This window comes from Streptomyces sp. CRCS-T-1 (assembly GCF_024442335.1).
In the GTDB taxonomy this organism is placed as follows: Bacteria; Actinomycetota; Actinomycetes; order Streptomycetales; family Streptomycetaceae; genus Streptomyces; species Streptomyces koelreuteriae.
This window is the reverse complement of record NZ_CP101651.1, coordinates 725,591-750,019: the sequence shown is the minus strand read 5'-3', so window position 1 is coordinate 750,019 and position 24,429 is coordinate 725,591. Positions and strand designations below refer to the sequence as shown.

General features: G+C 71.2%; 20 protein-coding genes. 14 read left to right on the top strand and 6 right to left on the bottom strand.

The genetic code is table 11. The features are described 5' to 3' along the window. Positions 1-38 precede the first annotated feature (38 nt). Positions 39-488, bottom strand: coding sequence for a hypothetical protein (locus NNW99_RS03430; protein WP_215117105.1), 450 nt, complete (start codon positions 486-488; stop codon positions 39-41). A gap of 453 nt (positions 489-941) precedes the next feature. On the opposite strand from NNW99_RS03430, the gene NNW99_RS03425 reads away from it, so the two are divergent. Together NNW99_RS03425 and NNW99_RS03420 are read left to right on the top strand one after the other, a co-directional pair. Continuing rightward, on the top strand, positions 942-1,115 hold the full coding sequence (locus NNW99_RS03425; protein ID WP_167526749.1) for a hypothetical protein: 174 nt from the start codon (positions 942-944) through the stop codon (positions 1,113-1,115). Between the two features lie 57 nt (positions 1,116-1,172). After that, positions 1,173-1,655, top strand: a complete 483-nt coding sequence (locus NNW99_RS03420; RefSeq protein ID WP_215117104.1) for a GNAT family N-acetyltransferase — start codon at positions 1,173-1,175, stop codon at positions 1,653-1,655. A 36-nt stretch (positions 1,656-1,691) separates the two neighbouring features. Here the strand turns inward: NNW99_RS03420 and NNW99_RS03415 are convergent, their stop codons facing one another. Next, the gene (locus NNW99_RS03415) at positions 1,692-2,114 is read right to left on the bottom strand and encodes a VOC family protein (RefSeq protein WP_215117103.1); all 423 of its coding nucleotides are present in this window, start codon (positions 2,112-2,114) and stop codon (positions 1,692-1,694) included. 207 nt (positions 2,115-2,321) lie between these two features. Continuing rightward, positions 2,322-3,665, bottom strand: coding sequence for an amidase (locus tag NNW99_RS03410; protein ID WP_215117102.1), 1,344 nt, complete (start codon positions 3,663-3,665; stop codon positions 2,322-2,324). A gap of 235 nt (positions 3,666-3,900) precedes the next feature. Here NNW99_RS03410 and NNW99_RS03405 point away from each other — a divergent pair, with 235 nt between their 5' ends. Together NNW99_RS03405 and NNW99_RS03400 are read left to right on the top strand one after the other, a co-directional pair. After that, the gene (locus NNW99_RS03405; RefSeq protein ID WP_215117101.1) at positions 3,901-5,766 is read left to right on the top strand and encodes a family 20 glycosylhydrolase; all 1,866 of its coding nucleotides are present in this window, start codon (positions 3,901-3,903) and stop codon (positions 5,764-5,766) included. A gap of 12 nt (positions 5,767-5,778) precedes the next feature. Further along, positions 5,779-7,317 (top strand): alpha-L-fucosidase, encoded by a 1,539-nt coding sequence (locus NNW99_RS03400; protein ID WP_215117100.1) that lies wholly within the window; start codon positions 5,779-5,781, stop codon positions 7,315-7,317. A gap of 5 nt (positions 7,318-7,322) precedes the next feature. On the opposite strand, the gene NNW99_RS03395 is transcribed toward NNW99_RS03400, so the two are convergent. Then, positions 7,323-8,363: a S9 family peptidase gene (locus NNW99_RS03395; protein WP_251057691.1), complete on the bottom strand. Its 1,041-nt coding sequence runs from the start codon at positions 8,361-8,363 to the stop codon at positions 7,323-7,325. A 325-nt stretch (positions 8,364-8,688) separates the two neighbouring features. After that, positions 8,689-9,699: a LacI family DNA-binding transcriptional regulator gene (locus NNW99_RS03390; protein ID WP_215124124.1), complete on the bottom strand. Its 1,011-nt coding sequence runs from the start codon at positions 9,697-9,699 to the stop codon at positions 8,689-8,691. Positions 9,700-9,973: 274 nt separating this feature from the next. Between NNW99_RS03390 and NNW99_RS03385 the strand changes: the two genes are divergently transcribed. The 7 genes from NNW99_RS03385 to NNW99_RS03355 all read left to right on the top strand — a co-directional run bounded on the left by NNW99_RS03385 (position 9,974) and on the right by NNW99_RS03355 (position 19,938). Then, complete coding sequence (locus NNW99_RS03385; RefSeq protein ID WP_215117099.1) at positions 9,974-11,263, top strand: ABC transporter substrate-binding protein; 1,290 nt, start codon at positions 9,974-9,976, stop codon at positions 11,261-11,263. Between the two features lie 6 nt (positions 11,264-11,269). Further along, positions 11,270-12,163 (top strand): carbohydrate ABC transporter permease, encoded by an 894-nt coding sequence (locus NNW99_RS03380; RefSeq protein ID WP_215117098.1) that lies wholly within the window; start codon positions 11,270-11,272, stop codon positions 12,161-12,163. Beyond that, positions 12,160-13,068 (top strand): carbohydrate ABC transporter permease, encoded by a 909-nt coding sequence (locus NNW99_RS03375; RefSeq protein ID WP_215117097.1) that lies wholly within the window; start codon positions 12,160-12,162, stop codon positions 13,066-13,068. Before NNW99_RS03380 ends, NNW99_RS03375 begins: the two co-directional genes overlap by 4 nt. A gap of 31 nt (positions 13,069-13,099) precedes the next feature. Beyond that, a complete protein-coding gene (locus tag NNW99_RS03370; protein WP_215117096.1) occupies positions 13,100-14,356 on the top strand; it encodes a glycosyl hydrolase in 1,257 nt (418 codons plus the stop codon). After that, positions 14,353-16,332 carry an endo-beta-N-acetylglucosaminidase gene (locus NNW99_RS03365; protein ID WP_215117095.1) on the top strand — a complete coding sequence of 660 codons (1,980 nt, stop codon included), beginning with the start codon at positions 14,353-14,355 and terminating at the stop codon, positions 16,330-16,332. The genes NNW99_RS03370 and NNW99_RS03365 overlap by 4 nt, the downstream gene beginning before the upstream one ends. A gap of 23 nt (positions 16,333-16,355) precedes the next feature. After that, positions 16,356-19,370, top strand: a complete 3,015-nt coding sequence (locus NNW99_RS03360; RefSeq protein ID WP_215117094.1) for a glycoside hydrolase family 38 C-terminal domain-containing protein — start codon at positions 16,356-16,358, stop codon at positions 19,368-19,370. A 94-nt stretch (positions 19,371-19,464) separates the two neighbouring features. Next, positions 19,465-19,938, top strand: a complete 474-nt coding sequence (locus NNW99_RS03355) for a carboxymuconolactone decarboxylase family protein (RefSeq protein ID WP_215117093.1) — start codon at positions 19,465-19,467, stop codon at positions 19,936-19,938. A 13-nt stretch (positions 19,939-19,951) separates the two neighbouring features. Here NNW99_RS03355 and NNW99_RS03350 read toward each other — a convergent pair whose 3' ends face one another. Further along, positions 19,952-20,656, bottom strand: a complete 705-nt coding sequence (locus NNW99_RS03350; protein ID WP_215117092.1) for a FadR/GntR family transcriptional regulator — start codon at positions 20,654-20,656, stop codon at positions 19,952-19,954. 166 nt (positions 20,657-20,822) lie between these two features. On the opposite strand from NNW99_RS03350, the gene NNW99_RS03345 reads away from it, so the two are divergent. Genes NNW99_RS03345 through NNW99_RS03335 form a run of 3 tightly spaced genes read left to right on the top strand, consistent with a single transcriptional unit; the run spans position 20,823 to position 24,404 of the window. Beyond that, positions 20,823-21,896 carry a sugar ABC transporter substrate-binding protein gene (locus NNW99_RS03345; protein WP_215117091.1) on the top strand — a complete coding sequence of 358 codons (1,074 nt, stop codon included), beginning with the start codon at positions 20,823-20,825 and terminating at the stop codon, positions 21,894-21,896. Continuing rightward, positions 21,893-23,383: a sugar ABC transporter ATP-binding protein gene (locus NNW99_RS03340; protein WP_215117090.1), complete on the top strand. Its 1,491-nt coding sequence runs from the start codon at positions 21,893-21,895 to the stop codon at positions 23,381-23,383. Before NNW99_RS03345 ends, NNW99_RS03340 begins: the two co-directional genes overlap by 4 nt. Continuing rightward, positions 23,376-24,404 (top strand): ABC transporter permease, encoded by a 1,029-nt coding sequence (locus NNW99_RS03335; RefSeq protein WP_215117089.1) that lies wholly within the window; start codon positions 23,376-23,378, stop codon positions 24,402-24,404. Before NNW99_RS03340 ends, NNW99_RS03335 begins: the two co-directional genes overlap by 8 nt. Positions 24,405-24,429: the final 25 nt, after the last annotated feature.

The window sequence follows — 24,429 nt, the reverse complement described above, 5'->3', positions numbered from 1 at the left end:
GGCGGGCCGTCCCCCGCGCCCCTGACGGCCGCTGTCCGTCAATCGACCGCCCCGAGGCGGGAGTTGCGTGCCGCCAAGAGGTGCAGCACCGTCCGCCAGTCCTCCAGGACCCCGGCGTCGAACCCGGCCGTGCGGCCCTCCTCGATCGCCTGGCGGAGGGTGAGGAGGTCGTCGTCGACGGCGGCGTCCCGGCGGGGGCACCGGCGGACGAGGCGGGAGACCCGCTCGCCGAGCAGCGCGCGCACCGCGTGGGCCGCCTGGTCGGCGCGGGCGGCGGGATCGCCGGGCCACAGCAGCCCTCCGACCGGCTGCACCAGCCCCGCCACTTGGAGCTCCTTGTCGGCCGGGCGGCCGCGGCGCAGCAGCGCGGCGGTCCGCAGCGCGTGATCGTGGAGATCGACCGGCGGGCGGTCGCGGTCCGGGGCGTCCCTGGTGCCCCGGCAGGTGTACAGCAGATCCATCAGCTCCTCGACGCTGCGCAGCTCCATGCGTCAGTCCTCCCGCGAGACAGCCGTTGCCGTGCGGCAGCAGACCATGGCGAGCTTTCGACTCAGCCAACGGCACTTGAACTGCGCAACCGTGTCGAAAACGCCTACGCATCTGTACGCCGTTCGGGTGGTGCTCAAATCGCCCGTCAGTGAACAAATCGGCGCCTAAACCTGAGTTGAACACCGGATGACGCGCGATTGTTACCGGCCGTTTTCAGCCCCATCGAGCGGGGGCCCGCTCATTTGGTTAATCTGTTCCGGACGGACAGCAGTACGGGGTCCTACCCACACCCACGGTCCGTCATGGGACAGCCGGTTCACCACGGCCTCTCCCGTGAGTCGACCGGCGCCACCGCGTCCGAACTGCTTTTGACATCAGACCCATACGGGGCGTCAGGCGCAGCAGGACCAGCGCGTGCGTCCCGAGGGTGACCGACACATAAGGAGTGCGCGGTGACACCGGAGAAGACGAATCGAGATCAGCGCCCCAAGGAACGCGGCGAGCGCGCCGGCCGGCGGGCCGACGAGCTCGGCAGCCTTGACGTGTGGGCCCGGTCGGCCCCGATCCGCCTCGCGGGCTACGAGGACGACCTCGCAGAGCCCCACATCCTGCCCAGCGTCGACTGACCGAGGGCGCACCCCCTCCACCTTCGCCGAGCGCATGGGCGTGCCAGACTCGCGCCCATGCTGATCAGGGAAGCAACGGCTGACGACTGGCCGCGTATCTGGCCGTTCTGGCACCACATCGTCGCCGCGGGCGAGACCTACGCATGGGACCCGGGTACCTCCGAGGAGGAGGCCCGGGTCCTGTGGATGAGTCCCGCGAAACGGGTCTACGTCGTCGAGGACGACAGCGGCACTGTCGTCGCCTCCGCGTATCTCACCCCCAACTACGGTGGCCCCGCTGCCCGTATCGCGGGCGCCGGCTTCATGGTCGACCCCGGCCAGGGCGGCCGTGGCCACGGCCGTGCCCTCGCCGAACACCTCCTGACCGAGGCCAGGGCCGCCGGTTACCGGGGCATGGTGTTCAACGCCGTCGTCGAGACCAACCCGGCCGTGAAGCTGTGGACCTCCCTGGGCTTCACGATCCTCGGCACGGTGCCGGAAGCGTTCGACCACCCCCGGGACGGCCGGGTGGGGCTGCACATCATGTACCGCGCGCTCTAGGCGTGCGCCGAGGTCATCGGCACTCCGGGGCGACCGTCAGGGACGGACGTACGGCCGGGTCATGATCTCCATGTTGTGGCCGCTCGGGTCGTCGAAGTAGGCGCCGCGTCCGCCGAAGAGGTCGTTGACGCGGCCGGGTTCGGTGTGGCTCGGGTCGGCGTAGTAGGTGACCCCGAGCGCCTCCAGGCGGCCGATCATGGCGTCGAACCGCTCCTCGGGCACGAGGAACGCGTAGTGCTGGGACTGGATCGGCTCGTCGCGCTTCTCGTAGTAGTCGAGGGTCACGCCGTTGCCCAGGTCGACCGGCAGGAACGGCCCGAAGGGGGCGCCCACCTCCAGACCCAGGACGGCCGCCAGGAACTCCGCCGACAACTGGCGGTCCGAGGCGAAGACGGCGGTGTGGTCGAGGTGGGCGACAGTCGTCGGCAGGGCGGGCGGCGTGTGCTGTGCGTGGGACATGAGTGGGTTCGTCTCCGGGTTTCGTTGATCCGTGGTGAAGCGCCGCAGCGGCGCGGGGAACGGGAAAACGGAGACGAGAGGCGGGGCTCGTGCCCTCTCCGGCTCTCGGGCGGGCCCGGGCGGGGTCACCCCCGCCGCGCTCACTCCGAGGCCGGGCGCCTCACTCGTGCATGGCCTACGGCCGACCCGGCAGTCACCCGGCCGACCCTAGTTCACCGGCGCCGTACGCCGCCACGGGATTTTCTCCTCCAACTGCTCGGCCAGGGACAGGAGCCGGGACTCCGTGCCCGGGCGTCCCACCAGCTGCACGGCACAGGGGGCGCCGGAGGGGAGGGTTCCGCAGGGGACGGACATGGCGGGCCAGCCGGTCAGGTTCCATGCGGGCGTGAGTGGTGAGTAGTTCGTGTTCGCCAGCACATTGCGCAGCCAGCCCCGCTCGTGCCAGGGCGCGGCCTGCGGGGAGCGGCGGGCGAGCGCGGGGGTGAGCAGCACGTCGTGGTCGGCGAAGAAGGGCTCCAGCCGCCGGCGCAGTTGCTCCCGGCTCGCCCCGGCGCGCGCTGGGGCCACGAAGGGCCGGCCGAGCGTGGCGTGGACCCGGGTGCGGCGGGTGAGCAGACGCCGGTCGAGCTGCTGGGCGTCCGCGGCCGTGCCCGCCGTCCAGTGCATCAGCGAGGTCAGGGGGAGCGACATCGGGTAGGGCGGGTCGGCGCGCCGGACCTGATGGCCCGCCTTCATCAGAGCCTCGGCCGCCTCCCGGGCGGCCGTCGCGTACGGCCGGCTGATGGTGACCCCGGCCAACGGGCTGCGCAGCGACACGGCGACCCGCAGGGCGCCCGGCTCGCACCGGGGCCCGGGCTCCGTGCCGGTGAGGACCGAGAGCATCAGACGGGTGTCCTCGACGGTCGTGGCGAGGGGCCCGTTCTCCGACAGGCCGAACCAGTCGCTGTTCCCGGTGCCCGTCGGGACCACCCCGTGCCCCGGCTTGATGGTGACGAGACCGCAGTTGGCGGCCGGTATGCGCAGCGAACCCATGCCGTCGTTGCCGAGGGCGATCGGCACCATCCCGGCGGCGACCGCGGCGGCACTGCCGCCCGAGGAACCACCCGCCGAGCGCGTCGGGTCCCAGGGGTTGCGGGAGGTGCCCAGCACGCCGTCCGTCGTGCCGAAGACACACAGTTCCGGGACGTTCGTCAGCCCCACCACCACCGCGCCCGCCGCCCGCAGCCGGGCCACCGTCACATGGTCCTCTTCTGCGGGGGTGTGGGGTGTGGCGGCCGAGCCGACGCGCCGGGACTCGCCGCGCACCGAGAGGTTGTCCTTGACGGCCACGGGCACCCCGGCCAGGGGCAGATCGGCGAAGTCGCCGCGCGCGGCCACCTCCTCGGCCTCGGCCAGTGCCGCCTCGGCACGCACCGTGCGAAAGGCCCCGACACGGCCGTCGAACCGCTCGATCCGTGCGAGGTGCTCGGCGACCACCTCGCGCGGGGTGACCCGCTTCTCGCGGACGGCGGCGGATATCTCGGCGGCGGTGCGGCCGGCCCAACTGGTCACGGAGAACTCCTCGGAGGGGATCGGAAGGGAGCGGACGGGCTTACTGGCGAGTACGTAGGGAGAACTGTGCACCGGCAGGGGGCGTACGTCGAGGTCACCGGCCGGACAGCGCCCCTCGGTACGCCCCATGCGCCCCCGGACATCCGATCAATGGCTCAACTTTCGTGCGGACGCGCCCCATTGACAGCCGTCGGCGTCAGCTCAATCATCAGACGTCCGATGAATGGGGAGCCGTATGACTGAGCGCAGAAGACGGCGGATGTGGTGGCCCGGACTCCTGGCGGCGCTGGCGCTGCTCGTCACGGCGGCACCCGCGGCACCGGCCGCACCCGCGGTCGCGGAGGAGCCGCGGACTCCGGTGACGGTGCCCGCCCTCACCGACTGGTCCCCGGAACCCGGCAGTTACACCTACGGCCGGGGCACCCGCCTGGTCGCCGGCACCGGCACCGGCGCCGAGCGCCGGGTCGCCGGCACCCTTGCCGCCGACCTCCGGACGGCCGGACACGGCACGGTCCCCGTCGTAGGGGGAGCCGCCCGGGCCGGTGACATCGTTATCGACATCCGGCCCGGCCGATCCTCGCTCGGCACGGAGGGCTACGAACTCCACGCGGGCCGACGGCTGTCGGTGACCGGCGCGACCGAGACCGGCGCCTTCTACGGCACCCGGACCCTCCTCCAGCTCCTCGCCCAGGGCGACCGGGTCCCCGCCGGACGCACCGTCGACGTGCCGCGCTACAGGGAACGGGGCGTCGGCGTCTGCGCCTGCTACGTCCATGTCTCGCTGCCCTGGCTGGAGAACCTGGTGCGCGAGATGGCGTACCACAAGCTCAACCAGCTGCTCCTCGAACTGAAGGTGAAGAGCGACGCCCACCCCGAGGCCAACACCTGGGGCTACTACACCAAGGACGAGATCCGCCGACTGGTCGCGCTCGGCGAGAAGTACCACGTCGAGATCATTCCCGAGATCAACTCCCCGGGCCATATGGACCCGTGGATAGAGAACCGCCCCGATCTCCAGCTCACCGACACGGACGGCACCAAGCAGCCCTCCGGGCTGGACATCACCCGGCCCGAGGCCTTCGCCTACTACAAGAGCCTGATGGACGAGTACGCCGAGGTCTTTCCCGGGCGGGACTGGCACATGGGCGCCGACGAGTACATGCTCGGCTCCGACTTCGCCAAGTACCCGCAGGTCCTGAAGTACGCGCGGGAGAAGTACGGCCCCCACGCCACACCCCAGGACGCGTTCGTCGACTTCGTCAACCGCGTCCACGCCTACGCGGACTCCCGGGGCAAGCGGCTGCGCATCTGGAACGACGGGCTCACCGGCGCCAACACCGTGCCGGTCGCGGCCGGTACGACGGTCGAGCACTGGCTGAACGTGGCGGTCAAGCCGAGCGAACTCATCGCCCAGGGCTATCCGTTGATGAACGCGGCCTACGCGCTCTACCTCGTCCGCGGCGGCTTCCACACCGACACCGAGGCGCTGTACGACCAGTCCTGGGACCCGCGCAGCTTCGAGGGCGAGAAGCTGACCTCCAGCGAAGGCATCACCGGAGCGAAGATCAGCCTCTGGCCCGACAACGGCCGCGGGGAGACCGAGAACGAGGTCGCCGTCGCCCTGTGGCCGGCCCTGCGGCACATCGCGCAGGCCACCTGGGGCGATCCGCATCCCGACGCCACGTACGCCGGGTTCACCGCCCGCGGTACGGCCGTGGGTCACGCGCCCGGCTTCCGGGATCTGACCCGGGTGGCGGTCGCGGACGGGACGTACACGTTCCGGACAGCCGGCCGGTCGTTCACCGCCTCCCTCCGGCGCACGGCCGACGGCTACGTCACCCTGCGGACCCAGGACGGCTGTCTGGAGGTGCGGGGCGGGAAGCTCACGCTCAACGTGCCCCTCCAGCCGGGCGTCGAGGTGACGCCGCAGATCTGCGATCCCGCCGCCACCCTCCAGCGCTGGGAGCTGGAGCCGGCCGGCGGTGGCGGCCACCGGCTCGTCAACGCCATCACCCGGATGACGGTGAGCGTGACGGACGACGGCCGGCTCGCGCAGTACCCGCCCGATCAGCGCACCCCCGCCGTCTGGCATCTGACCTGAGGAGTCGTCGCCATGGCCGTGTCCCGACGCGTGTTCGTCGCATCAGCCGCCGTCCTCGCCGCGACCGCCGGCATGACGGCACCCGCACTCGCGGCTCCGCCTGACCCCCGTCGCAGCCGTATCCCCGTCGGCCCCGACGACAGCCCGGAGGATTTGGTCCGCAAGGCCTCCCAAGTGCGCCCCACCGCAGGGCAGATCGCCTGGCAGCGCCTGGAGCGCACCGCCTTCCTGCACTTCGGCGTGAACACCTTCACCGGCCTCGAATGGGGCACCGGCGACGAGGACCCGGACGTCTTCCAGCCGTCCGGCCTCGACACCGACCAGTGGGCCCGCGCCCTGCGCGACGGCGGCTTCAAGCTGGCCATCCTCACCGTCAAGCACCACGACGGCTTCGTGCTCTATCCCTCCCGCTACACCGGCCACACGGTGGCGTCGAGCACGTGGCGCGACGGCCGGGGCGACGTCCTGCGCGACTTCGCCGACTCCATGCGGCGGCACGGCCTCAAGGTCGGTGTCTACATCTCGCCCGCCGACGAGAACCAGTACCTGCACGGCGTGTACGCCAACGGCAGCGCCCGCGCCCCACGCACCATCCCCACCCTCGTCGACGGCGACGACCGCACCCCGCCCCGCTCGTACACGCTCCCCGCCACCGACTACGGCGCCCATATGCTCAACCAGCTCTACGAGGTGCTCACCGAGTACGGCCCGGTCGACGAGGTGTGGTTCGACGGGGCCCAGGGGCACATCCCGCCGGACAAGGTCGAGAAGTACGACTGGGACAGCTGGTACAGCCTCGTGCGGTCCCTCGCCCCGGACGCCGTCGTCGCCGTGACCGGGCCGGACGTCCGCTGGGTCGGCAACGAGGGCGGGCTGGCCCGGGAGGACGAGTGGAGCGTCGTCCCCGTCCAGGAGAAGGACTACGGGCGGACCGACTACGCCCTCTCCTACGACGCCCCCGACATGGGCAGCCGGGACGCCCTGGTCGCGGCGCGGCCGGTCGCCGACTATCTCCAGTGGTGGCCCGCCGAGTGCGATGTGTCGATCCGGGACGGTTGGTTCTACCACGCGGACCAGCGGCCCAAGAGCGTCGAGCAGTTGACGGACATCTACTTCCGCTCCGTCGGCCGGAACTCGGTGCTGCTCCTCAACATCCCGCCCGACACCCGGGGGTTGCTGCCGGCCGCCGATGTCACGCGCCTGCGGGAGTTTCGCGAGCGGATCGACCGCGAACTGCCCGAGGATCTTGCGGACGGCGCCCGGACCAGTACCTCACCGGGCCGGGTCACCGTCGACCTCGGCCGGGAGCGGGAGGTGGACCGGGTCCGCCTGGCGGAGGACATCCGGTACGGCCAGCAGGTGGAGGGCTTCGTGGTGGAGGCGTACCGCGACGGCGGCTGGGCGGAGGTGGCCCGGGCGGGGGTCGCCGGAGCGAGCCGGATCCTGCTGCTGCCCGGCGCCGTGCGGGCCCGGCGGTGGCGGGTACGGGTGACCGGGGCGCGAGGGGCCGTACGGATCGCGGAGTTCGGGCTGTACCGGTCCCGGGTGTGACCGGGTCAGCGCAGATGGCGTGCGAAGAAGGCCTCGGTGACGTCCATCTCGGCTGCCCACCGGGGCCCGAATGTGTGCCCCTCACCGTCGACGGTGCGCAGCTCGACGTCCTTGCCGGCCTCCTCGAAGGTGGCGGAGACCTCCCGTGACCAGGCGAGGGGGCAGGTGTCGTCGGCCGTGCCGTGCTGGATCAGCAGGGGTTCGCTCACACGGTCGGCGTAGGTGAGGGGCGAGACACCGCGCCAGAAGTCCGGGTCCTCCTCGGGGGTGCCGTGCTTCTCCTCGATCTCGGCCACGAGCGGGTCGCCGTCGGGCCGCTGGAAGTGGTCGATGTTCTCCTGCGGGCGGGCACTCACCGGCGCGTACGCCACGGCCGCGTCGAACAGACCGGGCGCCACGACCAGCGTGTTGTACACGACCCCGCCGCCCATCGACCGGCCGAACAGGCCGAGACGGTCGCCGTCGATCTCCGGGCGGCCCGAGTCGCGCAGGGCCAGGGCGGCGCCGATGACGTCCTCGGTGTAGCCGAGCCGCAGGTTCACGTCGTTGTCGGGGTCCTTGTCGGAGCGGGCGTGGTTGCGGTAGTCGGTGTGCAGGACGACATAGCCGCTGCGGGCCAGACGGTCCTGCTCGCGTGGCATGCCCTGGCCGCTGAAGTAGTCGTCCGGGTCGATGTACCCGTGCGCCAGCACCAGCGCCGGGAAGGGACCCTCGCCCCCCGGGATGTTCATGATCCCCGAGACCGTCAGGCCGTTCGCCTCGTACGTCACGGCGTACCGGGTGTAGGCGGAGGTCCGGTCGAGCACGGCCCCGAGACGCAGTCCGGAGCCGGTGTGCTCGCGCCGCATCAGGGCGGGGAGGGAGACGGGGTCGGCCGGGGAGGGTGTGGGGGAGGACGTGGCGCGAGGCTTCTCGGTCGTGGCGGGGGCCGATGCCGGAGTTGCCTCGGGCGCGCCCTCGTCCCCACCGCCGGTGCAGCCGACCGCGACAGCCAGCAGCAGTCCGGCAGAGGCCCAGGCGGTGCGCCGCACTCGCATACCGTCCATTGTGGCCCTCCCGGTCCGGGAGCGGCAGGCCCGCACCGTGGGCGTTCCGCAGCCGGCGCGAGGGGCGGGGGTGCGTACCGATGGTGCGACGGGCCCGCGGTGCGTGTTCTGCCCGGGCCGCTCCGCGCCGCACCGGGGTCCCCGCGCAGCGTGAGTGCCGGCACAGGGCTCGGTGGGACCTGGCCGGGTGCCACAGCCCGAAGCTCGTGGTGCGTGTGCCGTCCGGCCGGGCCGTTCCGCGCCGGGCCAGGAGCCCCACACGAGTGCGTGCCGGCATCGGTCCCGGGGAGTCCTCGCCCTCACGTGGCCTGCCGCAGCCCGGTGTTCACACCCCCCGCACCACCCCCGTACTGTCCCGCTCGATCAGCCGCGGCACCGGCACCCGTACCGCCCGGGCCGGGCCGCCGTCGAGGAGGGTGGTCAGTTCGCGGGCCGCCGTGCGGCCGAACTCGACGCTGTCGCGGGAGAGCGCGGACAGCCACGGCTTGACCAGGCGGCACAGGGCGGAGTCCTCCCAGGCCACCACCGACACGTCGGCCGGCACCGCGTAGCCGAGCTCGGTGGCGGCGGCGACCCCGGCGACGGCCATCACGTCGTTGTCGTAGATCAGGGCCGTCGGGGCGGCGGGGCCGTCCAGGACCCGGCGGGTGACGGCCGCGCCCGCCTCGTCGGAGTAGTCGGTCGGCACCGACTGCACCTCCGACAGGCCCCGGCGCTCGGCCTCGGCGCGCAGGGTGCGGATGCGGCGCTCGGTGTGGGCCAGCCCGGGCAGTCCGGCGATGTGCGCGATCCGGCGATGGCCGAGCGCGTACAGCCCGTCCACCACCGCGGCCATCGCGCCCGCGTCGTCGGCCCACACCGTCGAAAGACCCGGGTGCCGTTCGTCCGGGGCGCCGCCGATCACCACGGCAGGCAGCCCGAGTTCGTCGAGGAGGCCGGGCCGGGGGTCGTCGGTGCGCGGGTCGACCACCAGCACACCGTCCACCCGGTGTTCGGCCCACCACCGCCGGTACACCGCGCACTCGTCGTCGATGTCCTCGGCGATCTGGAACAGCAGACCGAGATGACGCTCGGCCAGCACCTCCTGGATGCCGGAGACCAGTTGCAGGAAGAACGAGTCCACGCCCAGCGTGCCCGCCGGACGGGCCAGGACGAAACCGACCGTCGCCGCGCCCTCCCCGGACAGGGCGCGCGCCGCCGTGCTGGGCCGCCAGCCCAACTGCTCGGAGACCCTGCGCACCCGGTCCCGGGTCACCTCGGAGACCCCGGGCCTGCCGTTGAGCGCGAAGGAGACCGCGCTCTCGGAGACCCCGGCCCGCCGGGCGATGTCCTTCATCGTCGGCCGGCGCGCCGGTGAGCGCTTTCCCGTCACGCTTGCTTCTCCATTCGACGAGCGCTGTGCACTAATGCGCTTGAGTGTCCTCACCCTAAAGCGCATTAGTGATCCATCGCAAGAAGTCGTATGATCCTGCGCTGACCTGCGTTTATGTCCAACTAAAGACTTTAGCTGAGCAGAATCCATTGACTTCCCCGAAGAGAACGATGCAAGGTCTGGCCCGGCGCCCTTTCCGCCGCCCAATCCCGCCCTGCCTTCGAAGGAGCCGGTCACCGTGCGCATCTCCCGCAGAGCCTTCGCCGCCGCTGCCGTCGCTGTCCTGCTGCCCTTGAGCGCCTGCGGTTCCGGGGGAGGCGGAGGCGGTTCCAGCGACGCCTCGGGCAAGGTCGAGGGTGACATCACCTTCCAGACGTGGAATCTGCGCGCCAACTTCAAGCCGTACTTCGAGGGCCTCATCGCCGAGTTCGAGAAGAAGCACCCTGGCACGAAGGTGAAGTGGGTCGACCAGCCCGCCGAGGGCTACGCCGACAAGATCAGCGCCGACGCGGCCGGCGGCACCCTGCCCGACGTCGTCAACGTCTCCCCGGACCTCGTCGCCCCGCTCGCCAAGGCCGGACTCGCCCTCGACCTGGACAAGGCCGCCCCGCAGTACGAGAAGGAGTATCTGCCGGGCGCCTGGGCGGGCCATCGGATACCGGGGATGACCGGCACGTACGCCTTCCCCTGGTACCTCAACACCGGCCCGCTCTTCTACAACAAGACCCTGTTCAAGGAGGCCGGGCTCGACCCCGAGCAGCCTCCGAAGACATACGACGAACTCTTCTCCGCGGGCCTGAAGATGGCGGAGAAGAGCGGCGGCAAGGTCGCCACCCTCGCCAACGTGCCCACCATCGAGGACTTCGGCCGCTACGGCGTGCAGCTGATGAACAAGCAGGGCACCGCCTTCTCCTTCAACGACGACAAGGGTGTGCGACTCCTCGCCAAGTACAAGGAGCTGTACGACGCGAAGGCCCTCGATCCGCAGGCGCTGACCGCCACCCCGGAGTCGTCCGGCAAGAAGTTCCTCACCGGAGCCGTCGCCATGAACCCCGGCAGCGCGCTCGACCTCGGCAACTTCAAGAAGCAGGCGCCGAGCCTGTACAAGAACATCGGCATCACCGACCAGGTCACCAGCACCGGGCACGTCAACATGTACGTGATGGGCGTGATGGTCAACTCCCAGTCGAAGCGGAAGCCCGCGGCCGTCGCCTTCGCGCACTTCGTCACCGACGCGGCGCACCAGATGTCGTTCGCCAAGAAGGTCGCCATCTTCCCGAGCACCGCGGGCTCGCTGGACGACCCGTACTTCACCAAGGAGGACGGGAGCGACGAGACCCGCGTACGGGTGGCCGCCGCCAAGTCCCTGAAGACGGCGGTCAACTACACGCCCGTACTGTTCAGCGAGCAGATGAAGATCGCGCTGCGCAACGAGGTCGCCAAGGCCCTGCAGGGCAAGCAGAGCCCCAAGGAAGCTCTCGACAACGCTGTCAAGGAGTGCGACCGGCTCCTGCAGCAGCAGGGCTGAGCTCCGATGGCTCTCTCCGGCATCTCCCGGGTGCGGCGCCAACTGCCCACCAGCCCCTGGCTGTTCGCCGCACCCGGCCTCCTCGTCACCGGCGCCTTCGTCCTGTACCCGTTCCTCTCCACGCTGGTCAACGCCTTCACCGACCGCCGCACCCTGATCCCCGGGCAGTTCGTGGGGCTCGCCAACTTCCGGGAACTGCTCCAGGACGACATGTTCTGGACCGGCCTGCGCAACAGCACGCTCTACGTCCTCGGCGTCGTGCCCCCGCTCGTCGTCCTGCCCCTGCTGCTCGCCCTGCTCGTGCAGAAGAACATCCCCGGCATCACCTTCTTCCGGTCCGCCTTCTACACCCCGGTCGTCGCCTCGATCGTCGTGGTCGGGCTGATCTGGGTGTGGCTGCTGGACGACCGCGGACTGGTCAACTCGCTGCTGGAGACGGTCGGCGCCGACCGGGTCGGCTTCCTCAGCGACCAGTGGCTGCTCCTGCTGAGCGCCATGGCCGTCACGGTGTGGAAGGGCCTCGGCTACTACATGATCATCTATCTGGCGGCGCTCGGGAACGTGCCGCGCGAGCTGCACGAGGCCGCCGCCGTCGACGGGGCGGGCGCGGTACGCCGTTTCATGACCGTCACCGTGCCCGCCGTCCGCTCCACCATGGTGCTCGTCGGCGCGCTTTCCTCCGTCGCCGCGTTCAAGGTGTTCTCCGAGGTGTATCTGCTGGCGGGCCCGAGCGGTGGTCCGGCGGGCGAGGACACCACCCTCGTCATGCTCGTCCAGCGCACCGGCACCGGCCTGACCGGCCGCGTCGGCTACGCCTCCGCGATTGCCGTCGTCGTCTTCGTGGTCACCGTCGTCCTGATGCTGCTGGTGCTGCGCGCCGACCGGAAGGAGGAGTCATGAGCGTCCTCGAGAAGACACCTCCTCGGGAGAAGGTGCCCGCCGCCGTCCGCGAACCCCGGATCACCGACGAGCACGGCCGCCGCGTCCGGGTGTGGGAACTCGCCCTGCGCTACGTCCTGCTGCTCGCCGTACTGGCTCTGACCATCGGCCCGTTCCTGTGGCAGCTCTCCACCTCCCTCAAGGGTCCCACCGAGGACATCTACAGCTCCCCGCCGACGTTCCTGCCGGGCGATCCGACCCTGCACAACTACGAGCGGGTCGCCGACACCATCCCCGTCTGGGACTACGCCCTCAACTCCCTGAAGGTCGCCACCGCCAACGTCGTCACCAACTGCGTCGGCGCCGCCCTCGCCGGATACGCCCTGGCCCGACTCCGCTACCGCGGCCGCCGGGTCGCCACCCTGGCCTTCATCCTGGCGATGCTCGTGCCCGTGGAGGGCATTATCATCGCCCAGTTCACCACCATGCGGGAGCTCGGCCTCAACAACACCCTGATCGGCGTGGTCCTGCCGGGCTGCATCGGCGCGATGAACGTCCTGCTGATGCGCAACGCCTTCCTCAACCTGCCCTACGAGATCGAGGAAGCGGCCTTCGTCGACGGCGCCAACGTCTGGCAGCGGTTCCTGCGCATCGCCCTGCCGTCGGTGAAGGGCACCCTCGCCGTCGTCGCGATCTTCGCCTTCATGGGCGCCTGGGACGACTTCCTGTGGCCGCTCATCGTGCTGAGCGACCCGTCCAGGTTCACGCTGACCATCGGCCTCAACTATCTGCACGGCACCTTCGCCAACGACGAGCGCCTCGTCGCCGCCGGCACGATCATCGCCGTCGCACCGCTGATCGCCCTCTTCGCCTGTCTCCAGCGGTACTTCTTCCGCGGTGTGGGCGAGGGCGCGGTGAAGGGCTGAACCTCCCCCCGAACGCAAGGACCGGACCCCCATGCCTTCTGCCGTGCGCTTCGGCGTCAACTACACCCCCAGCGAAGGGTGGTTCCACCACTGGCTCGACTTCGACCTCGACTCCGTCCGCGCCGACCTGGACTCGATCGCCGCGCTCGGCGTCGACCACATCCGCGTCTTCCCGCTGTGGCCGTACTTCCAGCCCAACCGCACGCTGATCCGCCCCCGGGCCGTCGAACAGCTCGTCGCGCTGGCCGACGCCGCCGCCGAACGCGGCCTCGACGTCAACGTGGACGGCCTCCAGGGGCACTTGAGCAGCTTCGACTTCCTGCCCGCCTGGACCCGGACCTGGCACCGGCGCAACCTCTTCACCGACCCGGACGTGCTCGACGGCCAGGAGAAGCTGCTGCGCACCCTCGCCGCCGCCCTCGCCGACCGGCCCAACTTCATCGGCATGACCCTCGGCAACGAGGTCAACCAGTTCTCCTCCGGCCCCCATCCGGACCCCGACCGGGCCACCTCCGACGAGATCGACACCTGGCTCGCGCGTATGCTCGCCGCCTGCGAGGAGGGCGCCCCGGGCCGGCTGCATCTGCACGCCGAGTACGACGCCACCTGGTACCAGGACGACCAGCCCTTCACCCCGGGCCAGGCCGCCCGGCACGGTGCCGTCACGGCCGTGCACTCCTGGGTCTTCAACGGCACCGCCCAGCGCCACGGCCGTACCTCCGTCCCCGCCGAGCACCACGCCGCCTACCTCGTCGAGCTGAGCAAGGCCTGGGCCGACGACCCGCACCGGCCGGTCTGGCTCCAGGAGGTCGGCGCCCCCGCACCCCTGGTCCCGGCCGAGCACGCCGCCGCCTTCACCGAGGCCACCGTGGCGAACGCCCTGGACTGCCCCGGACTGTGGGGCATCACCTGGTGGTGCTCCCACGACGTCTCCCGCGACCTGGCCGACTTCCCGGAACTGGAGTACGGACTCGGCCTGCTGACCAACGACCGTAAACCGAAGGACATGGCCAGGGTGCTGGAACGGGCGGCGCGCGAGCCGTCGCAGGCGCCCCCGGCTCGTACGACGGCGCTGGTCGTCCCGGCCGACCCCGCCGTCCGTTCGCTCTGCGCCCCCGGCGGTCCCGTATTCGACGCCTTCTTCCGGCTGGTCGCCGACGGAGCCCGCCCCACCACCGTCCTCGACACGCTCGCCGCCGACCGGGAACACCTGGCCGCGCGCGGCATCACCGAGGTCGTCACTCCCGACCAGGTACTTCCCCACCCACCAGGAGGCACCCGCTCGTGACACCCACCAGACGCACCGTCCTGCTCGCCGGCGCCGCGGCCGCCCTGTTCCCCTCACCGCAGGCCACGGCAGCCCCGAAAGCCGCCGCGACCCAGCCGTACGCCTCCTACTGGTACCCGGACTCCCTCCCGTCCGGCACTCCGGGCCCCGGCATCACCTGGCGCGGCCTGAAGTCCTGGCGCGCCGACACCGACCCGGACCTCGCCTTCAACGCCGCGTCCGTGCCCCTGGCCGCCCGCTTCACCCCGGCCCCCGCCAACCCGACCGCCCGCGCCGGCCAGGCCCGCATCCAGTCCCTGGTCTCCTTCGGGCCCACCGCGAGCAACCCCTCCCAGGGCTCGGCCACCGCCGACTACTACGCCCTCACCCACTGGGCCTACATCGACGAGCTGGTCTTCTGGGGCGGCTCCTCGGGCGAGGGCCTGATCCTCGCCCCGAACGCGCCGATCGTCGACGCCGCCCACCGGCACGGCGTGCCCGTCCTCGGCAATGTCTTCCTGCCGCCCGTCGCCTACGGCGGACAACTGCGCTGGACCCGCGACCTGGTGCAGAAGGACACCGCCGGGCGTCATCCGCTCGCCGCGCGGCTGGTCGAGGTCGCCGAGGCGTACGGGTTCGACGGCTGGTTCGTCAACGCCGAGACCGGGGGCGGGGACGCCGCCCTCGGCGCGGACATGCTGAGCTTCATGCGGGAGCTGAAGTCACTCGCGGCGGCCAAGGGGCAGCGGGTCACCTGGTACGACGCGATGACCGTGAACGGCACGGTGAGCTGGCAGGGGGCGCTCAACGGGCAGAACGAGCCGTTCTTCCGGACCGCGGACGACATGTTCGTCGACTTCCGCTGGTCGGCGAGCAGCCTGGTCTCCTCGGGGCGGCGGGCCGAGCAACTGGGGCGCAGCCGCCATGAGTTGTGGGCGGGCGTCGACGTGGAGGCCAACGGCTGGAACTCCTCCGTGCGGTGGGACGCGATCGTGCCGAAGGACAAGGCGCACATCGCGTCGATCGGCCTCTACCGGCCCGAGTGGACGCGCAACCATCTGCCCGCCGACCAGCGCGGTCCGGCCGCCTTCCACGCCGCCGACGACCGGTTCTGGACCGGCCGCTCCCTCGACCCGTCCCGGCCCGACGGCACGGACAGCTGGCGGGCACCCGCCGTGTCCGTCGCCGACCGCTCCACGGTCACGTCGGTTCCGTTCGCGAGCGTGTTCAACACCGGGCACGGGCTGCGGTGGTACGAGGACGGTGCCGTGACCTCGGACGCGCCCTGGAACCACCTCGGCCTCCAGGACCGGCTGCCGTCCCGGCGGTGGGTGGTGCGCACGGAGGGGCGACGCCCCGCTGTCGGCTTCGACTTCGCGGACGCGTGGCGCGGTGGGAGCAGCGTGCTGGTGGACGGTGAACTGGACGCGCCCACGGTGGTGGAGGTGTATGAGACGCGGCTGCCGATCGGTGGCGACACGGTGGTCGAGCTGACGCATCGGACCGACGCGGGCGCCGTGCGGATCGAACTGGCGGTGGCGACCGGTGAGCCGGGCTCGTATACGTATCTGCCCGTGGACTCGGGCCAGGCGTGGCAGACGTCGACCGTACGACTCACCGGCCTGACCGGGACCGTCCACTCACTCGGCGTGCGGCTCACCGCGACCGACGGGCCCGTGACATGGCGGCTGGGCGGCATCGCGGTCCGGGACGCAATCCGCAGACCCGTCTCGCCGACCGGGTTCCGCGTGACGGCCGCGTCCGGCGGCGACCTGCGCCTCGCCTGGGACCCTGCCCCCGGCGAGGTACGCCACCACACCCTGCACCGCGTTCTCCCGGACGGCACCCGGCGCTTCCTCGGCGGCACCTGCCAGCGCGCGTTCTTCGTCGCCGGACTGAAGCCCGAACAGGGCGAGCGGGCGGCACGGTTCGAACTGCGTGCCGTGGGGGAGCTCTACACCTCGTCGGCGCCCGTTTCCCTGACCCACCCCTGGTAACGACCCCCTAGGGAGCATTCCGCATGCATGACGACCGCAGCCTGGTCGAAGCCCGCCTCAAGCGCGTCCTCGACGAGCGTGTCCGCCCCGCCGTGTACCCCGAGTCCGTGCCGCTGGAGGTGGCGGTGTGGCACGCGCCCGGCGAACCGGTGCCGGTCGCCGAGGGACTCGCGGCCGAGCCCGAGTCCATCGAGGCGGGCGCCCGCTGGGGTGCTCCCTGGGGCACCAGCTGGTTCCGCGTCACCGGCACCGTCCCCGAGGAGTGGGCCGGGAAGACCGTCGAGGCGATCCTCGACCTGGGCTTCGACGAGAACATGCCCGGCTTCCAGTGCGAGGGCCTCGTCTACCGGCCCGACGGCACCCCGGTGAAGGGCCTCAACCCGCGCAACCAGTGGGTGCGCATCGGCGCCCCCGTCGAGGGCGGCGAGCAGGTGCGCCTGCACATCGAGGCCGCCTCCAACCCCGTCATCCTCGACTACCACCCCTTCCTGCCCACGCAACTGGGCGACAAGGAGACCGCGGGCAGCGAACCGCAGTACACCCTCGCCCGCATGGACCTGGCCGTTCTCGACGAGACGGTGTGGCAGCTCGTGATCGATCTGGAGGTGCTCGGCGAGCTGATGGCCGAGCTGCCGGTGGAGTCGGCCCGCCGCTGGGAGATCCTCCGGGCGGTCGACTCGGCCCTCGACGCCCTCGACCTCCAGGACATCGGCGGCACGGCGGACCGGGCCCGTTCCCGCCTCACCGACGTGCTCGCCGCGCCCGCCGCGCCCTCCGCCCACCGCATCAGCGCCGTCGGCCACGCCCACATCGACTCGGCGTGGCTGTGGCCGCTGCGCGAGACCGTGCGCAAGGTGGCCCGGACGACGTCCAACATGACCGCCCTGCTCGACGACGAGCCGGAGTTCGTCTTCGCCATGTCGCAGGCGCAGCAGTGGGCGTGGGTGAAGGAACACCGGCCCGAGGTGTGGGCCCGGGTGAAGAAGTCCGTGGCCGACGGACGGTTCGTACCGGCCGGCGGTATGTGGGTGGAGTCGGACACCAACATGCCGGGCTCGGAGGCGATGGCCCGGCAGTTCGTGCACGGCAAGCGGTTCTTCCTCGACGAGTTCGGCATCGAGAACGACGAGGCCTGGCTGCCCGACACCTTCGGCTTCGCCGCCGGACTGCCGCAGATCATCAAGGCGGCGGGCTCCAAGTACCTGCTGACGCAGAAGATCAGCTGGTCCCAGACGAACAAGTTCCCGCACCATACTTTCCGGTGGGAGGGCATCGACGGCACCCGGATCTTCACGCACTTCCCGCCCGTCGACACCTACAACTGCTCCATGAAGGGCAGCGAGATCGCCCACGCCGCCCGCAACTTCAAGGACAAGGGCGTCGCCCGTCACTCCCTCGCGCCCACCGGCTGGGGCGACGGAGGCGGCGGCACGACCCGTGAGATGGTCGCCAAGGCGGCCCGGCTGCGGGACCTCGAGGGCGCGGCGACGGTGACCTGGGAGACCCCGGCGGAGTTCTTCGCGAAGGCCGCGGCCGAGTATCCCGAACCGCCCGTCTGGGTCGGCGAGCTCTACCTCGAACTCCACCGCGCCACCCTCACCAGCCAGGCCAAGACCAAGCAGGGCAACCGCCGCAGCGAGCACCTGCTCCGGGACGCCGAACTGTGGGCGGCCACGGCGGCCGTACGCACCGGCTTCCCCTACCCCTACGAGGACCTGGACCGCATCTGGAAGACGGTGCTGCTGCACCAGTTCCACGACATCCTGCCCGGCTCGTCCATCGCCTGGGTGCACCGCGAGGCCCGGCGGACCTACGAGAGGGTCGCCGAGGAGCTGTCCGGCATCATCGACGCCGCTCAGCGGGCCCTCGCGGGGGACGGGACGCTCGACCTCGTTTTCAACTCGGCACCCCACAGCCGGGCCGGGATCCCCGCCGGCGGTGCCGGTGCCGAGCTTCCGCCCAGCCCGGCGGAGCTGTCCCCGCGCGCCGAGGGCGGATTCGTCCTGGGCAACGGCCTGCTCCGCGTCGAGATCGACGCCCGAGGGCTCGTGACGTCCGTGTACGACATCGAAGCCGACCGCGAGACCGTCGCCCCGGGCCGGGCCGCGAACCTCCTCCAGCTCCACCCCGACTTCCCGAACATGTGGGACGCCTGGGACGTCGACGAGTTCTACCGCAACACGGTCACGGACCTCACCGACGCGGACGAGGTCGCCCCGGACGGGGACGGGGTCCGGGTCGTACGGACCTTCGGCGCCTCCCGCGTCACCCAGCTGCTGTCCCTCGCGCCGGGGGAGCGGCGGCTGACGGTGGACACGGAGGTCGACTGGCACGAGACGGAGAAGTTCCTCAAGCTCGCCTTCCCGCTCGATGTGCACGCCGAACGGTACGCGTCCGAGACCCAGTTCGGGCACTTCCACCGGCCCACCCACACCAACACCTCCTGGGAGGCCGCCAAGTTCGAGGCGTGCAACCACCGCTTCCTCCATCTGGAGGAACCCGGCTGGGGCGTCGCCCTCGTCAACGACTCGACGTACGGCCACGACGTGACCCGCACGGTCCGCACCGACGGCGACGGCGGTACGACCACCACCGTCCGTGTCTCTCTGCTGCGCGCCCCGCGTTTCCCCGACCCCGAGACCGACCAGGGCGTCCACCGCTTCCGGCACGCGCTGGTGCCGGGCGCGGGCATCGCCGACGCGGTGCGCGAGGGCTGGCGGATCAACGTGCCGGAGCGGCGGCTCACCGGTGCCGGAGAGGTGGCGCCGCTGGTGACGGCCGACCAGGACGCGGTGGTCGTCACGGCGGTGAAGCTCGCCGACGACGGCAGCGGGGACGTCGTCGTCCGGTTCCACGAGGCATTCGGCGGCCGGGTGCGGGCCACGCTCACGGCCGGCTTCGAGGTCGCGGGTGTCGCGGTGACGGACCTGCTGGAGCGTCCGCTGGCGGATGCGACGGCACCGGAGGTCCGGGACGGGCGGATCGCGGTGCGGCTGCGCCCGTTCGAGCTGGTGACGCTGCGGCTGCGACGCGGATAGTCGGTGACGCAGGTCACAACTGTCGATGTCACATCGTGGTGAGCCGCCGACTCATAGGGGTGTACGCGAAACGACAACGACAGAGGAGCTCACCATGAGCGCGCGTCTGGACGTCTTCGCCCTCCCGAGTGCGGGCAAGGTCATCAAGCAGTTCACCGCCCTGGGGCGGCTGGTCGTGGAGTCCCCGCTGCCGGCCGCCACCCGGGAGCTGGTCTCGCTCCGTGTGAGCCAGATCAACGGCTGCGCGGTCTGCATCGACATGCACACCAAGGAGGCGACTGCCGCGGGCGAGAGCTCCGTACGACTCCATCTGGTCGCGGCCTGGCGTGAGGCCACCGTGTTCACCGAGGCCGAGCGGGCCGCGCTGGAACTGGCGGAGCAGGGGACCCGTATCGCGGACGGGGCGGGCGGTGTCCCGGACGCCGTCTGGGAGCGGGCCGCCAAGCACTACGACGAGGAGCAACTCGCCGCCCTCGTGACCCTGATCGGCTTCATGAACACCGCGAACCGGCTGAACGTCATGCTGGAGCAGCCGGCGGGCGACTACCGGCCCGGCCAGTTCAAGTAGCGGCGGACACGGCTCAAGACCCGAGCTGCGTCCGCAGCCACTCCTCCACCTCGCCCACGTGCGCGGCCGCCGCCGCGCGGGCCGCCTCCGGGTCGTGGGCGGCCAGGGCGCGGTGGATCGCGGCGTGTTCGCGGCGGGTGCGTTCGAAGGCGCCCTCCTCCTGGTAGCCGCGCCAGACGCGGGCGCGGAACGTCCGTGAGGACAGGCCCTCCAGGATCGCGGCCATGGTCTCGTTGCCCGCCGCCGCCGCGATCTCCCGGTGGAAAGCCAGGTCGTGGGCGAGGATCTCCTCCGGATCGTCCGTGGCGTTCATCGCCGCGAGGTGCTTCTCGACCTCGGCCAGCTGGTCGTCGCTGATCCGGGCGGCGGCCAGTGCGGTCGCCGTCGACTCCAGGATCCGCCGGATCTCCAGCAGCTCCACCAGACGCGGGCCGCGCGAGAGGTCCGCCACGACACCGAACGTCTCCAGCAGGTCCCCGGCCTCCAGCTGGGTGACGTAGATGCCCGACCCGTGCCGGGCCTCCAGCACGCCCAGCACCGTGAGCGCGCGGATCGCCTCCCGCATCGAGCTGCGGGACATGCCCAGCTGGGCGGCCAGATCGCGCTCGGTCGGCAGCCGCTGGCCCGGCTCCAGCCGGCCCTCGCCGATCATCGCCTTGATCCGCTCGATGGCGCGCTGCGTCACGGTGCCCTTCTGCGGGGCCGTCTCGTCGTCCACGCCGTTCCTCCGATCACAGGCTCCGGCGCAGTCTAACCAGCGAGGTGGTCGGACCACTATGAGCCCGGAGCGCGAAAATGTGCCTCCGCAGGGTGTTCCGACGGGGGAGTGGTCTGATAAGTATGCGGGCATCTGCTCGAACACCGGTCGATGGGAGCCCCCTCAGATGCCCGGAAGCACAGTGCGGAAGCGGAACAGGTCCCGGATCGTCGGCGCGGTGGCGCTGGCCGCCGGCGCCTCCCTGGTGCTCGCCGCGTGCGGCAGTACCAAGGACACCGGCGCCTCGGGTGCCGGCGGCGGCGACGGCAGCGGCAAGGTCGGGGTCGTCCTGCCCCTGCTGACTTCGCCGTTCTGGCAGTCGTACAACGACTACGTGCCCAGGATGGCGAAGGCCGAGGGCGTGGACGCGATGAAGACCGTCAACTCCAACAGCGACCCCTCGCAGCAGATCACCGACATCAACAACCAGCTCAACCAGGGCGTCGAGGGCCTGGTCGTCGCCCCGCTGGACAGCGCCGCCATCGAGGCGGGCCTCGACCAGGCCGAGCGCAAGGGCGTGCCGGTCGTCGCCGTGGACGTGGCGCCCGACAAGGGCAAGGTCGCGATGGTGGTCCGCGCGAACAACGTGGCGTACGGCGAGAAGGCCTGCCAGTACCTCGGCGAGCACATCACCTCGGGCAAGGTCGTGCAGATCATGGGCGACCTCGCCTCGGTCAACGGCCGCGACCGCTCCGAGGCGTTCCGCGCCTGCGTGAAGAAGAACTTCCCCGAGCTCAAGGTCCTGGAGATCCCCGCCAAGTGGGAGTCCGACGCGGCGGCCTCGAAGCTCGACACCCTCCTCAACGCCAACCCCGACATCAAGGGCATCTATATGCAGGCGGGCGGCGTCTACCTCGCGCCCACCCTCCAGACCCTCAAGTCCAAGGGCATGCTGAAGAAGGCCGGGCAGTCGGGCCACATCACCATCGTCTCGAACGACGGCATCCCGCAGGAGTTCGACGCGATCCGCAAGGGCGAGATCGACGCGACCGTCTCCCAGCCCGCCGACGCCTACGCCAAGTACGGCATGTACTACATCAAGGCGGCGATGCAGGGAAAGACGTTCAAGCCCGGCCCGACCGACCACGACTCGACGATCGTGAAGCTGCCCAGCGGCATCCTGGAGGACCAGCTGCCCGCGCCGCTGGTCACGAAGGACAACGTCGACGACCCCGAGCTCTGGGGCAACACGGTCGAATGAGCAGCCCACTGGTTGAAGCGTGGGGCATCGTCAAACGGTACGGCCCCACCACCGCCCTCGCCGACGGCAAGCTCTCCGTCCTGCCGGGCGAGTCCCACGCCCTCGTCGGACGCAACGGCGCCGGCAAGTCCACGCTGGTCAGGATCCTCACCGGCCTGGAAGCCCCCGACGAGGGCACCGTCCGCTTCGACGGCGACCCCGCGCCCCCGCTCACGGACCGGGACGCCTGGCGCCGCAAGGTCGCCTGCGTCTACCAGCACCCGACGGTCGTCCCCGAACTGACCGTCGCCGAGAACCTGTTCATCAACCGGCAGCCGCTCCGGCGCGGCTTCATCAGCTGGCGTCGCCTGAAGTCCGAGGCGGCCGCACTTCTCGACACCTGGGACGTGCGCGTCGACCCGGACGCGCGCACGGCCGATCTCAAGGTCGAGGACCGGCAGATGGTGGAGATCGCCCGGGCGCTGAGCTTCGGCGCCCGCTTCATCATCCTCGACGAACCCACCGCGCAGCTCGACAACCGGGAGATCGAGCGGCTGTTCACGCGTATGCGGGCCTTGCAGGAGTCGGGCGTCACCTTCCTGTTCATCTCGCACCACCTCCAGGAGGTGTACGAGGTCTGCCAGACCGTCACGGTCCTGCGCGACGCCCGCTGGATCACCACGGCACCGGTCGCCGACCTGCCCCGACAGGCCCTGGTGGAAGCCATGGCCGGAGAGACCATCGCCGAACAGGTCGAGCGGCAAAGGACCCAGGGAGCATCGGGCCCCGTTCTGCTCGACGTCAGCGGCCTCACCTCCACCGCCTATGAGAGCGTCGACCTCACTGTCCGGCGGGGCGAGGTCGTAGGACTGGCCGGATCGAGCGCGAGCGGCAAGATAGAGCTCGCCGAGTCCTTCACGGGACTGCACACCCCCACGAGCGGAACGGCCCGGCTGGACGGGCGGCCGCTGCCGTTCGGCGACGTCCGCAAGGCATTGGAGGCCGGCGTCGGCTTCGTGCCCCGGGACCGGCACGAGCAGGGCCTGGTCTTCGGCATGTCCATCGGCGACAACGCCACCCTCAGCGTCCTGGACCGGCTCGGCCGCTACGGCTTCGTCGGCACCGACAGAAGGCGCGATGTCGCCACCGCGCTGATCGAACGCCTCGACATCCACGCGGCGGGCCCCGAACAGCCCGTCTCCGACCTGTCCGGGGGCAACGCGCAGAAGGTCGTCATGGCCCGGGCCCTCGCCTCGGACCCGCGGCTCCTGGTCCTCGTCAACCCGACCGCGGGCGTCGACGTGAAGTCCAAGGAATCCCTGCTCGCCCGTGTCGACACCGCCCGCGAGGACGGCACCGCCGTGCTCGTCGTCTCCGACGAACTCGACGACCTCAGGCGCTGCGACCGGGTCCTCGTCCTCTTCCACGGCCGTGTCGTCGCCGAGCACCCGGCGGGCTGGCGCGACCACGAGCTCATCGCCTCCATCGAAGGAGTGGACCATGGCTGACACCAAGGCGGCCCCGCCGCTCGCGCCCGCGCGAGCCACCGACCCGCGCGCCGCCAAGGCCGTCCTCCTCCGCCGGGCCCGCGAACTCGCCCTTGTCCCCGCCCTGTTGCTGCTCCTCGTGCTCGGCGCCGTCGTCAACGACTCCTTCCTCACCGAGCGCAACATCGTCTCCATCCTCGGTGCCTCCGCCGCCCTCGCGATGGTCGTGCTCGCCGAGTCGCTCGTCCTGATCACCGGCAAGTTCGACCTGTCCCTGGAATCGGTCGTCGGGATCGCGCCCGCCGTGGGCGCGCTGCTCGTGCTGCCCGCGGCGCAGTCCGGCTGGGGCGCCGAACTCCCCGCCGCCCTCGCCTTGGTGGCGGTCCTCGTCGCGGGCGCGGCCGTCGGCGCCTTCAACGGCGTCCTGGTCGTGAAGTTCAAGCTCAACGCGTTCATCGTGACGCTGGCGATGCTGATCGTGCTGCGCGGCCTGCTGGTCGGCGCGACCAAGGGCAAGACGCTGTTCGGGATGCCCGACAGCTTCTACTCGCTGGCGACGACCACCTTCCTCGGCGTCCCTCTCTCGGTGTGGCTCGCAGCGAGCGCCTTCGCGGCGGCCGGGCTGGTGCTGAAGTACCACCGGGTCGGGCGCGCCCTGTACGCCATCGGCGGCAACGCGGACGCGGCTCGGGCGGCGGGCATCCGGGTGGAGCGCGTGATGCTCGGCGTGTTCGTCGTCGCGGGTGTCCTCGCCGCGGTCGGCGGCATCATGCAGACCGGATACGTCGGCGCGATCAGCGCCAACCAGGGCCAGAACATGATCTTCACCGTGTTCGCGGCCGCGGTGATCGGCGGCATCGCCCTCGACGGCGGCAAGGGCACCATGTTCGGCGCCCTGACCGGCGTACTCCTTCTGGGTGTCGTACAGAACCTGCTCACCCTCGCCCAGGTGCCGTCGTTCTGGATCCAGGCCATCTACGGCGGGATCATCCTGGTCGCCCTCATGATCGCCCGGGTCACCACTGGCCGGGCCCAGGACTGACACCCCGCCCCTGCAACCGAAAGGC

Bases quoted from the DNA above. Each gene is read 5' to 3' on its own strand.
- NNW99_RS03420 (WP_215117104.1), top strand. From the start codon at position 1,173: ATGCTGATCAGGGAAGCAACGGCTGACGACTGGCCGCGTATCTGGCCG.
- NNW99_RS03390 (WP_215124124.1), bottom strand. From the start codon at position 9,699: ATGAAGGACATCGCCCGGCGGGCCGGGGTCTCCGAGAGCGCGGTCTCC.
- NNW99_RS03375 (WP_215117097.1), top strand. From the start codon at position 12,160: ATGAGCGTCCTCGAGAAGACACCTCCTCGGGAGAAGGTGCCCGCCGCC.
- NNW99_RS03395 (WP_251057691.1), bottom strand. From the start codon at position 8,363: ATGGACGGTATGCGAGTGCGGCGCACCGCCTGGGCCTCTGCCGGACTG.
- NNW99_RS03380 (WP_215117098.1), top strand. From the start codon at position 11,270: ATGGCTCTCTCCGGCATCTCCCGGGTGCGGCGCCAACTGCCCACCAGC.
- NNW99_RS03405 (WP_215117101.1), top strand. From the start codon at position 3,901: ATGACTGAGCGCAGAAGACGGCGGATGTGGTGGCCCGGACTCCTGGCG.
- NNW99_RS03340 (WP_215117090.1), top strand. From the start codon at position 21,893: ATGAGCAGCCCACTGGTTGAAGCGTGGGGCATCGTCAAACGGTACGGC.
- NNW99_RS03430 (WP_215117105.1), bottom strand. From the start codon at position 488: ATGGAGCTGCGCAGCGTCGAGGAGCTGATGGATCTGCTGTACACCTGC.
- NNW99_RS03400 (WP_215117100.1), top strand. From the start codon at position 5,779: ATGGCCGTGTCCCGACGCGTGTTCGTCGCATCAGCCGCCGTCCTCGCC.
- NNW99_RS03360 (WP_215117094.1), top strand. From the start codon at position 16,356: ATGCATGACGACCGCAGCCTGGTCGAAGCCCGCCTCAAGCGCGTCCTC.
- NNW99_RS03345 (WP_215117091.1), top strand. From the start codon at position 20,823: ATGCCCGGAAGCACAGTGCGGAAGCGGAACAGGTCCCGGATCGTCGGC.
- NNW99_RS03335 (WP_215117089.1), top strand. From the start codon at position 23,376: ATGGCTGACACCAAGGCGGCCCCGCCGCTCGCGCCCGCGCGAGCCACC.
- NNW99_RS03370 (WP_215117096.1), top strand. From the start codon at position 13,100: ATGCCTTCTGCCGTGCGCTTCGGCGTCAACTACACCCCCAGCGAAGGG.
- NNW99_RS03415 (WP_215117103.1), bottom strand. From the start codon at position 2,114: ATGTCCCACGCACAGCACACGCCGCCCGCCCTGCCGACGACTGTCGCC.
- NNW99_RS03355 (WP_215117093.1), top strand. From the start codon at position 19,465: ATGAGCGCGCGTCTGGACGTCTTCGCCCTCCCGAGTGCGGGCAAGGTC.